This window comes from Marinobacter sp. MIT932201 (genome assembly GCF_047123295.1).
GTDB lineage: Bacteria > Pseudomonadota > Gammaproteobacteria > Pseudomonadales > Oleiphilaceae > Marinobacter > Marinobacter salsuginis.
The window spans coordinates 2371681-2383915 of sequence record NZ_CP138917.1; the positions used below are offsets into that span (position 1 = coordinate 2371681).

Consider the following 12235-nt stretch of genomic DNA (forward strand, 5'->3'; position numbering starts at 1 on the left):
AGGCATCCATCCTTTTATTGTTTTCCCGATTTACTTGCGAACCAGGCGGTAACGAACCAGATCCAGTACCCAGACCAGCAACATTACCAATCCAGCCAGACCGAGATTGAACAGCGCCCGGCCTGAAGCGTCGGCGTCGCCGAGAATCATTTCGTAACCGCCAAACAGCCAGGCCGGAATCCACCAGCCGGCCAGTTCCGGCGACTCCACTGGGGTAAGCAGCAAGGCCACCAGGGCGGCAAGAATCAGGGTACGAACCCCGTAAAACGGAAGGAAACGCACAAGGCTCTTCATCATGTAAAAGAATACGACAAAGGCGATGGCGTAGGCGGCCCAGAATATCCCGTAGGCCAGTTGTGCATCAGTATCAATCATTACAGGATCCAGTGAATGATGTGTTCTTCCCAGTCTTCTTCCGGCACGCGGTCCTCTAAGATGACCTTGTGGCGAATCGAAACGCCTGCCTCGTGTACGGAGCCCGGATCCCCGCTTCGCAGAGGATGCCAGTCGGCCAGCGGCCGGTCTTCAGCCAACGTTCGGTAGGCGCAGGTATATGGCAACCAATGGTAGTCGCTGACGGTATCCGGTGTCAGCACTGTGCAGCCCGGCACTTTCTTTAGCCGATCTTCATAAACGGTGCACTGGCAGGTTTCCTCGTCCATATAACGGCAGACAAGGTCGGTGTGGTAAACCTCACCGGTGTCCTCGTCTTCCAGTTTGTTCAGACAACACTTGCCGCAACCGTCGCAGAGTGACTCCCATTCCTGCTGCGTCATCTCATTCAGGCGTTTACGCTGCCAGAACGGCACCTGGGCAATCATTGATTGCGCTGCTCCAGCTTACGCTTGAAGTCCACCACATAGCTTTCCTGCTCTTCCGGCATCTGCAGAAAGAAGTCCTTCTCGTCGATCGCTTCCAGAACCTGCTTTCCAGTGGTTCGTGCCAGCTTACGGTCAGGTGTCAGCACGAGGTCCATGGAATGGACCGGCTGCCCGAAGATACCCCGGAGGCTCTCTGGAAGGTCCTCCCAGTTCTGGCCGCGGCGAACGAAAAGGTAGGTGTCGTTCTTCTTGCTGCTGCGGAAAACGGAAACGAATTCACGCTCTTTCATGACTTCAGCAATTCCTCGATATCAGCGCGAACCGGCGCGAGAATTTGCGCCCGCCAGCCCTGGAAAAATTCATGTTTCGTAAGATCAGGATGCTGCACAACCTTCTCAAGACGTTTCCTGGGCGCCAGCAATTCCATTGGAATATCAGCATCTTCTGAAGCTTTCCTGAAAAGACGCTTTAACTGTTTGAAGAAGCCCTGCTGATCCCGTGACAATGGTGGCGCGATCCTCTCAAGGGAGGAATTATCCGCGGTCGCCCCCCGGCTAACAAGTTCAAGGATGGTTTCACCATATCGGCGGACAGCGCCGGAAGGGACACCCTGAATGTTGGAAAGCTCCTTGAGTGAACCGGGCAGCCTTTCCGCAATGGCAATCAGTAGAGCGTCAGCCAGCACCCTGTTCCTCGGCCGGTCCCGCCGCTGACATTCCAGTTCGCGCCAACGAACCAGTTCTCTGAGCACCCCCTGCTGCTGGGCAGAAAGCGTCCAGCCTCCGCGCAGCTTCAGGTAATGGTTGTCCGGATCTTCCTGCCCTGCCAGCTCATCGGCAAAACGAGCCGACTCCTCCACGAGGGCCGCCTCTAGCCCGCGATCACGCAATAATTGGCTAACCCACTGGTACATCGGCTCCAGAAAACGGATATCGTCGATCGCATAGCGTTGCTGGGCGTCGCTCAATGGTCTTGCCAGCCAGTCGGAGCGGGTGGCGGACTTGTCCAGCGTCTCGCCAAAAAGAGTTTCCACCAGCCTGGCGTAACCGAGGGAAAACCCGGCTCCGGCCATTGCAGCACCAATTTGAAGGTCTATCACACCGGCAGGCTCAATGTTGAGCCACTGGCGGAACAATTCCAGGTCTTCGCTCATGGCGTACAGGAGCTTAGGGGTTCCCGGATCTGCCAGTATTTCCCGGAAACGTCGGGATTTCTCCGCAACGGGAGGGTCCACCAGGCAGAACTCACCACCAAGTCCCAGCTGAACGAGGCCCGGAATCGGATAAAAGGTGTTTACCCGCTCGAATTCAGTGTCCAGAGCCAGAGGTTTGCCAGGTGCGCGATCCAGCCATTGGTCCAGCGCCTGCGACTCCCGGACCCAATGAATGCTGGCCGGGGCCGGGGGAACGTCAACAGCCATCGAGGCGTGAGCAGAAATATCCATAAACGTGCCTGGTAGGGTTATTCGTTCTGGTTCAATCGGAGAGCGGCTTGCGGCCACGGAATGCGTGCGTCAGGGTAAATCCGTCAACATAGCCCAGCTCGCCACCCACCGGAATGCCATGGGCCAGCCGGGTAATCAGGATCCCCTGGCCATCAAGACGATCCGCTATGTAGTGGGCGGTAGCCTCGCCTTCCACGGTCGGGTTGGTCGCCAGGATCAGTTCCGTAACACCTTCATCGCGGATCCTTTTCAGCAGGCGTTCGATGCCGATTTCTTCAGGCCCCACGCCATCGATGGGCGACAGGTGTCCCATCAGGACAAAATAACCACCCCGGTAATCACCCGCCTGCTCGATGGCCAGCAAATCCGAGGGACTTTCCACCACACACAGCGTCCCGGTGCGGCGCTGAGGATTTTCACAGATGCCGCAGATTTCGGTGTCCGCAAAGTTCTGACAGCTTTCGCAGCGACGTACACCGGTCATGGCCTGGCTCAATGCCTCGGAAAGCCGAGTGCCGCCCGAGCGGCCACGCTCGAGCAAATGGAAAGCCATGCGCTGGGCAGTTTTCTGACCAACACCGGGCAGGCAACGAAGGGATTCTACAAGCTCATCAACCAGCGGGCTGAACGCCATGAAAGGTCCTCAAACGACGGCAGGGTAAAATTCAGAACGGCATTTTGAAGCCGGGTGGCAGGCCCATGCCCGACATCATACCGGACATCTTCTCCTTCTGGTTTTCCTCAACGCGGCGAACGGCATCGTTCACCGCAGCGGCGAGAAGGTCTTCCAAGATGTCCTTTTCCTCTGACATCAGCGATGAATCGATGTCCACTTTACGAACGTCGTGGCGGCCATTCATGGTAACCTTGACCAGACCGGCACCGGCTTCGCCAGTCACCTCTGCCTTGGCAATTTCCTCCTGGGCCTTCTGCATCTCTTCCTGCATTTTCTGGGCTTTTTTCATCATATCGCCCATATTGTTCATCATAACTTATCTCCTGCTTGTCTCGGCCGGTCGGATACTCTCTTCGACTACCCGCGCCTCGAATCGTTCAACAATAGACTTTACGACCGGATCCTGGCGAATGGACGCCTCCGCCGCTTCCTGGCGGGCCTTCCGCTGGCGTTCCTCATAAGCCGCAGGCGTATGGGGGCCGGGATTACCGTGCTCGGTACGTAACTGGATGGAGTCGCCAAAGCGGTTTCTCAAGGCAGCGAGAATCTTTTCCTCGTGCCGGCTGTTCAGCAGCCGGGCGTGGCCCTCGTCGATTGTCAGGGTAATCACATCCCCATCCCGCGACATGGCGCCGTGACTGGCGAGATTACCGGGCATACCAACAATGCCCAGACTCCGGAAATCCCGGTGCCAGACAAATTCGCCCTCCGGCACAGGCTCTTGCTCAACTGCTGATTCTATCGCTGGTTCGGGCGCTGGCTCCGACTCCACAAACGCGGGCTCCGGAGCCGGCACAGGCTGATCAACCGGCTCGTCGGCGACGTCAGGTGGCGGCTCTTCCGTCACCGGCGCGTCATCGCTTAGAGGGTAGTTTTCTTCATATTCTCCAGTTGCCTCGGCCTGGGCATCAAGGCTGGCCAGCCAGGATGCATCCTCCTCCGCAACAGGCGGGGCGGCCGGCATTTCGGGCTCGGGCTCAGGTGTGGGTTCCGGCTCTGGCTGTGCGGGAGCTTGGCTGGCCTCTCGAACCGGCTCCTCAGCTACTTCCGTCTCCGGCTCAGACTGTGGCTGCTGCGTTTCAGGCTGTTCTGATTCTGCTTCTGGTCTCGGCGCCGGGTCGGGCTCATCCCGTGGCTCGGAGGCGACAGACTGACCACCAGAACTTATAGCGGGCGGCTCTCGCCGATCAGCACCAGGCCTGAAGGCAAGCATGCGGAGCAGGGTCATTTCGAAACCCATACGTGCATCCGGCGTAATGGTCAGGTCTTTCCGGCCGATCAGTGCAGACTGGTAGAAAAGCTGGGCGTCCTCGGCACTGAGCTTGCGAGCCAGGGCCTGGACTTGCTCGGCATCACCCAGCGCGTTATCGGCACTGCCCGGAACCACCTGCTCCATGGTGACCCGGTGGAAGAGCGACAGCAGATCGGCAAGAATCACACTGTAATCCGGCGCAAAATCGGAAATCCGGCTGATTTCCGACAGCAATGCCGGGCCGTCGCCCTCAACGAGTGCATCAACGATGCGCTCAATATCCCGCTGATCAATGGTGCCCAGCATGTTGCTGACATCACTGGCCGACAGCTTCTGGTTACCGAAAGCGATTGCCTGGTCGGTCAAGCTCAGGGCATCACGCATACTGCCATCGGCAGCCCGGGCCAGCAGCCACAGGGCCGGCTCCTCAAATGGAATATCCTCGGCACCCAGTACATGGCGGAGGTGGCCAGCGATATGCTCGGGCGTCATTCGCTTGAGGTTGAATTGCAGGCACCGGGACAACACCGTAACCGGCAGCTTCTGGGGATCCGTCGTCGCCAGCAGGAACTTGACGTGTTCCGGTGGCTCTTCAAGCGTCTTCAGGAAGGCATTGAAGGACTGATTCGTCAGCATGTGCACCTCGTCAATGAGGTACACCTTGTAGCGACCGCGAGTGGGTGCGTACTGGACGTTATCGGTCAGTTCCCGCATATCATCCACGCCGGTGCGAGACGCCGCGTCAATCTCGATCAGATCCACAAACCGGCCTTCCTGGATTTCCTGGCAACTGGAGCATTCGCCGCAGGGATTGGGCGTGACGCCGGTTTCGCAGTTCAGGCAGCGGGCGAGCAGCCGACCAATGGTGGTCTTGCCTACTCCACGGGTACCCGTGAACAGATAGGCGTGATGAAGACGCTGGCTTTCCAGGGCGTGGATCAACGCCTGGAGCACGTGTTCCTGGCCCACCATACCCTCGAAGGTGCGTGGGCGCCATTTACGGGCAAGTACCTGGTAGCTCATGTTCCGCCAACTGCAGTGAAAACGGGTTTAACCTTAGCACGGACGAGGTTTCAGAAGAAGCAAACTCGGTCTCGGAAACGGGCACGCCAGGTCCGGACATAAGTTCATGGCAATCAAGGATAATCAGAAAGATAAAAACGAGAGAGGGAGAGAAAACTGGGGGTGACTCCACCAGCGACACCCCGGCACACAATTCCACCGCTGCGGCTGCTCCCTTCCGGGCCTGACCGGGTTCACGGTTTCATGTTGCGGGGGCACCAATGGAGCCACCATAACGGCGTTTCAGAACAATTCCCTGAAAGCGGCGCGCATATTAGCAAAAGGGTTTGCACACTACAATGACAAATCGGCGCGCCCTCCCGTATCGGCATCAGAGGGGCAAGGGCACCTCGTCCTGACGGAACCAGCAAGCCAGACTGTAACGAGTGCGGTTTGCAGGTAACACCTCGTGCGGTATTTCCTCGCTCATGAACAAAGCCATGCGCCCGGCCTCGGGCAATAGGGTTCCGCAAACTTCCTGATCGTTGTCGCGATTGAAAACCTGGAGAGCTCCGCCATCGGCTGCTTGCCAATCTTCGTTGAGATACAACACCAGACTGACAACGCGAGACGCCCTGCCCCGGAAGCTGTCCAGGTGCCGCTTATAGAAATCACCAGGGTGATAGGTCGCGTAATGGGTTTCAAATCGCTTCAACCCGAGAAACAGCCTCTGGTTCAACCCCTGGCGAATCGTCTCGAAAAATTCAAACAACGCAGCCTGGGGTGCTGTGACACCTTGCAACCATGCAATCTTGTCGCGTCGAACCGAGCGGTCACGCACCAGATCATTGCCACGGCCAATACCGGCTTTTTTCATGGCATCCGTGCGATCAAGAATCTGCACTTCCTGCTTCAGCGCCGCCAACAGGTTTTCTCCCAGCCGTGAGCGGACATCGAGCGACATCCAACCATGCTCACTCAGTCCCGAAGCCAGTTCGTCCAGCCACTCCTCGGACAACAGCTCACGTTGATCCGGCGCAAGGTCGGATGACTGAACATCACTGCCTGCCACCGCATCGTATGCGCTACTCAAGGGGGTGTTCACGGGATCGTTGATTGGGACTATTACCGGCGTTTCCATCGTCGGGCCTCGTGCTTAATTTGAGCGTATTTTAGGCGCAATTCTCGCCGGAGCGGCAGTTTTAATTTACTCTCTGTGTAGGCAAATACACTTAACCGGTTTCACTCAGCAGATTCCCATTAGCAGATAATCATGTCAGAAAGCAGTAACAGCCCACCGCTCTCACTATCGCCGGGCCAGTGGTCCTTCACGCGCTGGAAAACGATCGGGCAACTGGAAGCCCTCGAGGTACATCACCCTCTGTTTCAGGCAACCCTGTTTCTCCAGGGAGCCCACCTGGCAAGCTTCAAGCCCCAAGATGAGTCCGATTGGCTGTGGATGAGCCCATCCGCACGCTACGAACCTGGTCGCGCCATCCGGGGCGGCATTCCAGTCTGCTGGCCCTGGTTCGGGAATCCTGCCCGCAATGCGCCTGAAGTCCGAAAGCGGATCCATACCGACAAAGCCCACGGCTTTGCCAGAACCGCACTCTGGAAACTGGAGGATGTCCGGGAGAACGCGCACGAAGTGGAAATCAGTCTGTCTCTGGATGCCAACGAGGACTTCAGTGATGTCTGGGTCGGCCACGCACTTGCGCTGTTTACGTTCAGCTTTTCTATTCGGGGTTGCCAGCTGGCTCTGACCACGACGAATCTGGGGAAAGACCCCCTCGCGTTTACCCAGGCACTCCATACTTATCTGCCAACGAGTGACATAAGCCGCACACGAGTACTGGGCCTCGGAAACAGCCAGTACATCGACACCCTGGATAACTGGGAATACCGTAACCAGGAAGGCCCAGTGTATTTTGACGGCGAGACGGACCGGATCTATGAGAGCGGCGAGCCCCTGACCATCGTCACGCCCCGAACCGGCCGAAAACTGACCTCGGTGGGTAGCGATTCGACCGTCGTATGGAACCCGGGGCCGGCGAAAGCGGCAACACTGTCGGACTTTCCGGATACGGCCTGGCAGTCCATGCTGTGCGTCGAAACCGCCAATGCCGCCAGCGACTATCGGGTGCTAAATGAAGGACAAAGCCACACATTAGGCGTATTCATCGGAAGGAAATCATGAGCCTGGCATCATTTCTGAAAACCCGACTGGTTCCCGCGGAGCTGGACGAACATATCAACCGCATCCGCAAACCCATCGGCAGCCTGGGCTACGATCCCTGGGGCTATAACAACGAAGCCATCAAATACGGGCTTTCGATTACCAAACAGATCTACGAAAAATACTTTCGGGTGCAGGCGCACGGCGTCGAGAACATTCCCGCCGAGGGTCCGGTGCTGATTATTGCCAATCACAGCGGGCAATTACCCATTGATGGCTTGCTGATCGGTTACGCTCTCGCCTCCCGGGAAAAAGATGCCCGCATTCCAAGAGCAATGATTGAGCGCTTCTTCCCGACTGTGCCCTGGCTGGGAAACCTGCTGAATGAAGTAGGCGCAGTTCTTGGAGACCCGGTCAACTGCGCCAAGATGCTCGCCAACAATGAAGCGGTCATCGTGTTCCCGGAGGGCGTGCGCGGCTCCGGAAAACTTTACCAGGACCGCTACCAGCTCAAGCGTTTCGGCAACGGCTTCATGCACCTCGCCATGAAATACAAAGCCCCAATAGTGCCCGTGGGTGTGGTTGGTTGTGAGGAAACCATCCCGGCCATCGCCAACATCAAGCCCCTGGCAAAGGCTCTGGGCATCCCTTACGCCCCGGTCGCCATGCCCGTGGTGCTACCGGCAAAGGTACACCTGAATTTCGGAGCCCCGATGTACTTTGACGATCTGGAAATCCCTGAAGAACAGGTCACCGAGCGCGTGGAGAAGGTGAAAGCGGAAATCAGCCGGTTGATCGACAAGGGACTGAGCGAAAGGAAAAGGCTTTTCTGATGACCGAACAACGCAGACCGCACATTCTGATTACCGGTGCCGCCGGCGCCCTTGCCCAACAGGTTATTGAGCAACTCCGCGACACCTGCGACCTGGTCGCCGTGGATTTTCGGGAACAGGTCTACCTGGGCGACGACATTCCCAGCTACTGTATCGATTTCAACAAAAGGGTTTTCGAGGATCTGTTCCGGCGCTACCAGTTTGATGGCGTGATCCACATGGGCCGGATTATGTCCAGCCAGCTCACCCGTATGCGCCGCTACAACGCCAACGTGCTGGGCACCCAGAAACTCCTGGACCTGAGCCACAAGTACGGCATCAAACGGGTGGTGGTGCTCTCAACCTTCCACGTATACGGCGCCGTGGCCTACAACCCGGCACTCATTGATGAATCTGCCCCGTTGAAAAGTGCGGGGCTCAGTGCCGACCTGATCGACTCGGTTGAGCTGGAAAACCTTGCCAACATCTACCTGTGGCGCTACCCGGAACTGAACATCACCATCCTGCGGCCCTGCAACATCGTGGGCCCGGGCGTGCGCAATACCATCAGCACCCTGCTGGCCAGTGAACGGGCACCAGTGTTGGCGGGCTTTTCCCCCATGATGCAGTTCATCCATATTGATGACATGGCCGATGCGATTGTACTGGCGTATAAAAAACCGACACGTGGCGTGTACAACGTCGCACCGCAGGACTGGGTAGCGTACCAGCACGCGTTGAAGCTCTGTGGCTGCAAACGGATTCCTGTGCCTTCCATTCCGCCGATGGTTCCAAAGATGATACTCGGCACGCTGAAGCTCAAGAGCTTTCCGTCTTACCTGATGGCGTTCTTCAAGTATCCGGTGGTGATTGACGGGCGGGCGTTTGTGAAGGAGTTCGGGTTTGAGCCCAAGAGGCCGCTGAAGGAGATTTTCCGGTTTTATCGGGAGAATAAGAGGCCGGTTTAGCGAATCGAAACAAACACGCTAGCCAACGAACTCATTGTGTCATGTTTTTTTACACCTCGCGATAAAACGATTCTATATTTGAGACAAAAAACAAGCTCTTAGAAACCTGGAACATTCCATGCGTGCTAATTCCCATACATTCTTACTCGAAAGGAAGGGAATACCATGGTCAAAATGAAGAGTTTGGGAGCTGCAGTTGGCCTGACTGCATTAATGCTTTCTCCCATTGCATCGGCCAACCTTCTGACAAATGGAAGTTTTGAGGAATCGCCCGAACTGACACAGGCAGGTGGTGGTTGGGGTTTTTTCAACCCGAACCTCAACCCTAACCCGGTCCCCGGCTGGGGCAGCGAAGACAATAACATTGAAATCTGGAACTCAGGTTTCAATGGCGTAACTGCAGCAGATGGTCAGCAGTTCGCTGAGCTCAATGCCCACCCTGAAACCGGAAACGCGTTCACCCTTTTTCAGGATGTAGTCACTACGATTGGCGAGAGCTATAACCTGAGCTTCGCGTACAGAGCCAGAAATGGGCAGGAATCCTTCAACGTCTCTGTGGCCAACCTGGATGAGCAGGTTCTCAATACCAATACCGGCGAGTGGACTATCTACTCTGGCATGTTTACGGCACAAGAAGAACTCACCAGGCTGATGTTCACCTCTGTCGATCCGGAAACCGAAACCCTTGGCAACTTCATTGACAATGTTTCTATTGTCGCCAGGGTCCCTGAGCCCGGAACCCTGGCGCTGCTCAGTCTGGGTCTGGCAGGCCTGGGGGTTTTCCGCAGACGTCGGAACTAATCCCTCAGGCATCTCACATAGGGCCAGCGGCCAACTGCCGCCGGCCCTTTCATGTTAAGGTTACCTGGTATCAAAAACACGGCTATTCTCTGCTGAGGGATTTGCGATTTCGAGGCTATAGCAAATGTTCAGTAACATGGACGTACTCAGCTACTCACTCGCTGCGGTTACGTTCGGGCTACTTGGAGTTTTGGTAGCGACGCGGTATCTAAGACGCGGGGTGGATCGTGCCCTGACCCTCGCTTCAGTTATGACATCGGTATGGGCACTGACTCTTGTCAGCCAAAGTCTGTGGGGCCACCCAGGATTTAACTTTCGCTACCTTGTAGAACTCTCTCGCGACGCCAGCTGGATTTACCTACTTTTCGTTCTCTTGAAAGACGGCCTCAAAGAACAACAGCTAACCGGGAATCTCAAAAAAATACTCGGAGCTTGTGCCGGTGTTTTAATCTTTGTATTGCTTAGTATTGGCATCGTCGAACATACAATTGACATTGATATAGCCAGTGGAAAAGTCAAGCTACTCGGGCAGATAGCGCTATCCCTTCTAGGTTTGTCACTAGTCGAGCAAATTTGGCGCAACTCGCCGAGTTTCGGCCGTTCCAGTATCAAATATATTTGCATTGGAATCGCAACGATTTTTGGCTTCGACTTCTTTATGTATGCCGATGCTCTGCTCTTCGGGCATATTGCAGACTCCTTCTGGAACGCACGCGGATTTGTCAACGCGTTGCTAACGCCATTGTTCGCCGTCAACGTTATTAACACCCGCAAACAACCGGTTGACTTCCAGCTTTCCCGTTCCGCCGTCTTCTATGCCGGGACCCTTATATTCGCTGGTGGCTACCTGCTCTTTCTTGCACTTGGCGGATACTATGTCCGAGTGCTAGGTGGGGTTTGGGGGGATGCCCTTCAGGTCCTTTTTTTCACTATTTCGCTCGCATTCCTGGCAACACTTCTCCTCTCCCGGCGCATCCGTTCAAAGCTGATGGTGCTCATTAGCCAGAACTTCTTCGATTACAAATACGACTATCGGGAACAGTGGTTAAAGATGACGCGGGAATTGGCAGACCTCAGCGATGACCCTCCACTCCCTCAGCGGGTAATCCGAATCCTGGCTGGATTGGTTGAAAGCAATGCCGGCGCAATCTGGTTAGTGGGCGAAAAAGATGATTACGTCCTCAAGGCGGCCGTGAACATTTCAACGCCCAAATACACCATGATTGATAGTGACTCAGAATTGGTTCGATTCTTCCGTGATCGGGAATGGATTGTAGACCTCCACGAATATAAGGCCGATCCTGTCAGCTATAACTTGCTGGAAATACCCGACGCTATAACCAAAACACCGGATGGCTGGCTGATCATCCCCTTGTATCTGGGAAATGAACTATACGGCTTGGCGCTCGTTGGAAACCCTTATGCCCGGGTTGAATTGAACTGGGAAAACTTTGACCTTATCAAGGTTGTCGCCCGTCAGACTTGCAACCTCCTGGCGCAGGCAGATGCGCAAAATCGATTATCGCGAGCGATGCAGTTCGAAGCCGTGAGCAAAGCGTCTGCGTTCTTGGTGCACGACCTGAAAACGGTTATTGCTCAGCTCTCTCTCCTGGTGAAAAACGCCCCCAAGCACCGAAACAACCCGGCATTCATAGATGACATGATCAACACCACCGAGCACGCGGTGCGCAAAATGTCGAATCTGGTAGACCATATTCGCAAGCCATCCAGCGACGACGACTCCAAGCTGGAAACGATCAATCTCACCCAGCTTGTGAAAGAACTCGTTACACACCACCAACATAGGACTCCCGCACCACGTCTGGAGGGCACACCTCCCGATGCAATGATCAACGCGGACGCTGAGCAACTGCGTAGCGTTCTGGGACACCTTATCCAGAATGCACAAGATGCCACGCCGCCGGATGGCGAAATCGTTCTGACTCTCAAAATCGCAAAAGGCAACGCAGCGCTGTTTATACAAGATACCGGATGTGGAATGACCGAAGAATTTATCAGTGCGCAACTGTTCAAGCCCTTCGAGAGCACGAAAGGCCTGACCGGGATGGGCATTGGCGCCTATCAGGCCCGGGAGTACATTCAGAGGCTGGCAGGTAGTATCGACGTAACCAGTGAGCCGGGGATCGGCTCCTGTTTTTCAGTAAGGATACCGTTGGCAGTTGAAAGCCTGACTCTCATCGGTAATTCGTCCTTGACGCCAATTACAGAGATTGATGCGGCCCAGGAAAATGCCAATTAATCGGCGCCGGAGCGAATCTTCGA

13 protein-coding genes and 1 other RNA gene are annotated in these 12235 nt (G+C 55.8%); 5 read left to right on the forward strand and 9 right to left on the reverse strand.

The annotated features are described in order from the left end of the window. Nucleotides 1-30 precede the first annotated feature (30 nt). The 9 genes from SIC15_RS10735 to SIC15_RS10775 form a co-directional block, all read right to left on the reverse strand. The gene (locus SIC15_RS10735; RefSeq protein WP_069183498.1) at nucleotides 31-375 is read right to left on the reverse strand and encodes a hypothetical protein; all 345 of its coding nucleotides are present in this window, start codon (nucleotides 373-375) and stop codon (nucleotides 31-33) included. After that, on the reverse strand, nucleotides 375-821 hold the full coding sequence (locus tag SIC15_RS10740; protein ID WP_412535837.1) for a YcgN family cysteine cluster protein: 447 nt from the start codon (nucleotides 819-821) through the stop codon (nucleotides 375-377). The genes SIC15_RS10735 and SIC15_RS10740 overlap by 1 nt, the downstream gene beginning before the upstream one ends. Continuing rightward, entirely contained in the window at nucleotides 818-1111 is a 294-nt protein-coding gene (locus tag SIC15_RS10745; RefSeq protein ID WP_412535838.1) for a YcgL domain-containing protein, read from the reverse strand. The genes SIC15_RS10740 and SIC15_RS10745 overlap by 4 nt, the downstream gene beginning before the upstream one ends. Continuing rightward, nucleotides 1108-2265, reverse strand: a complete 1158-nt coding sequence (locus tag SIC15_RS10750) for a ribonuclease D (protein ID WP_412535839.1) — start codon at nucleotides 2263-2265, stop codon at nucleotides 1108-1110. Before SIC15_RS10750 ends, SIC15_RS10745 begins: the two co-directional genes overlap by 4 nt. A 31-nt stretch (nucleotides 2266-2296) precedes the next feature. Beyond that, the gene (recR, locus tag SIC15_RS10755; RefSeq protein ID WP_209397154.1) at nucleotides 2297-2899 is read right to left on the reverse strand and encodes a recombination mediator RecR; all 603 of its coding nucleotides are present in this window, start codon (nucleotides 2897-2899) and stop codon (nucleotides 2297-2299) included. 31 nt (nucleotides 2900-2930) lie between these two features. Further along, nucleotides 2931-3254 carry a YbaB/EbfC family nucleoid-associated protein gene (locus tag SIC15_RS10760; protein WP_053115401.1) on the reverse strand — a complete coding sequence of 108 codons (324 nt, stop codon included), beginning with the start codon at nucleotides 3252-3254 and terminating at the stop codon, nucleotides 2931-2933. 3 nt (nucleotides 3255-3257) lie between these two features. Then, nucleotides 3258-5216, reverse strand: a complete 1959-nt coding sequence (dnaX, locus tag SIC15_RS10765) for a DNA polymerase III subunit gamma/tau (protein WP_412535840.1) — start codon at nucleotides 5214-5216, stop codon at nucleotides 3258-3260. A 166-nt stretch (nucleotides 5217-5382) separates the two neighbouring features. Continuing rightward, an RNA gene (gene ffs, locus SIC15_RS10770) (signal recognition particle sRNA small type) lies at nucleotides 5383-5479 on the reverse strand. A gap of 107 nt (nucleotides 5480-5586) precedes the next feature. Beyond that, nucleotides 5587-6336: a 2OG-Fe(II) oxygenase gene (locus SIC15_RS10775; RefSeq protein WP_412535841.1), complete on the reverse strand. Its 750-nt coding sequence runs from the start codon at nucleotides 6334-6336 to the stop codon at nucleotides 5587-5589. A gap of 132 nt (nucleotides 6337-6468) precedes the next feature. Between SIC15_RS10775 and SIC15_RS10780 the strand changes: the two genes are divergently transcribed. The 5 genes from SIC15_RS10780 (at nucleotide 6469) to prsK (ending at nucleotide 12212) form a co-directional block, all read left to right on the forward strand. Continuing rightward, on the forward strand, nucleotides 6469-7392 hold the full coding sequence (locus SIC15_RS10780; RefSeq protein WP_412535842.1) for a D-hexose-6-phosphate mutarotase: 924 nt from the start codon (nucleotides 6469-6471) through the stop codon (nucleotides 7390-7392). Then, nucleotides 7389-8204, forward strand: a complete 816-nt coding sequence (locus SIC15_RS10785; RefSeq protein WP_412535843.1) for a lysophospholipid acyltransferase family protein — start codon at nucleotides 7389-7391, stop codon at nucleotides 8202-8204. The genes SIC15_RS10780 and SIC15_RS10785 overlap by 4 nt, the downstream gene beginning before the upstream one ends. Beyond that, complete coding sequence (locus tag SIC15_RS10790; RefSeq protein WP_069183489.1) at nucleotides 8204-9151, forward strand: SDR family oxidoreductase; 948 nt, start codon at nucleotides 8204-8206, stop codon at nucleotides 9149-9151. Before SIC15_RS10785 ends, SIC15_RS10790 begins: the two co-directional genes overlap by 1 nt. Nucleotides 9152-9316: 165 nt before the next feature. Next, the gene (locus SIC15_RS10795) at nucleotides 9317-9952 is read left to right on the forward strand and encodes a DUF642 domain-containing protein (protein ID WP_412535844.1); all 636 of its coding nucleotides are present in this window, start codon (nucleotides 9317-9319) and stop codon (nucleotides 9950-9952) included. Nucleotides 9953-10076: 124 nt separating this feature from the next. Beyond that, on the forward strand, nucleotides 10077-12212 hold the full coding sequence (prsK, locus tag SIC15_RS10800) for an XrtA/PEP-CTERM system histidine kinase PrsK (protein ID WP_412535845.1): 2136 nt from the start codon (nucleotides 10077-10079) through the stop codon (nucleotides 12210-12212). Nucleotides 12213-12235: the final 23 nt, after the last annotated feature.

Bases quoted from the DNA above. Each gene is read 5' to 3' on its own strand.
- SIC15_RS10745 (WP_412535838.1), bottom strand. From the start codon at position 1,111: ATGAAAGAGCGTGAATTCGTTTCCGTTTTCCGCAGCAGCAAGAAGAAC.
- SIC15_RS10785 (WP_412535843.1), top strand. From the start codon at position 7,389: ATGAGCCTGGCATCATTTCTGAAAACCCGACTGGTTCCCGCGGAGCTG.
- recR (WP_209397154.1), bottom strand. From the start codon at position 2,899: ATGGCGTTCAGCCCGCTGGTTGATGAGCTTGTAGAATCCCTTCGTTGC.
- SIC15_RS10795 (WP_412535844.1), top strand. From the start codon at position 9,317: ATGGTCAAAATGAAGAGTTTGGGAGCTGCAGTTGGCCTGACTGCATTA.
- SIC15_RS10750 (WP_412535839.1), bottom strand. From the start codon at position 2,265: ATGGATATTTCTGCTCACGCCTCGATGGCTGTTGACGTTCCCCCGGCC.
- dnaX (WP_412535840.1), bottom strand. From the start codon at position 5,216: ATGAGCTACCAGGTACTTGCCCGTAAATGGCGCCCACGCACCTTCGAG.
- SIC15_RS10735 (WP_069183498.1), bottom strand. From the start codon at position 375: ATGATTGATACTGATGCACAACTGGCCTACGGGATATTCTGGGCCGCC.
- SIC15_RS10780 (WP_412535842.1), top strand. From the start codon at position 6,469: ATGTCAGAAAGCAGTAACAGCCCACCGCTCTCACTATCGCCGGGCCAG.
- SIC15_RS10775 (WP_412535841.1), bottom strand. From the start codon at position 6,336: ATGGAAACGCCGGTAATAGTCCCAATCAACGATCCCGTGAACACCCCC.
- SIC15_RS10760 (WP_053115401.1), bottom strand. From the start codon at position 3,254: ATGATGAACAATATGGGCGATATGATGAAAAAAGCCCAGAAAATGCAG.
- SIC15_RS10790 (WP_069183489.1), top strand. From the start codon at position 8,204: ATGACCGAACAACGCAGACCGCACATTCTGATTACCGGTGCCGCCGGC.
- prsK (WP_412535845.1), top strand. From the start codon at position 10,077: ATGTTCAGTAACATGGACGTACTCAGCTACTCACTCGCTGCGGTTACG.
- SIC15_RS10740 (WP_412535837.1), bottom strand. From the start codon at position 821: ATGATTGCCCAGGTGCCGTTCTGGCAGCGTAAACGCCTGAATGAGATG.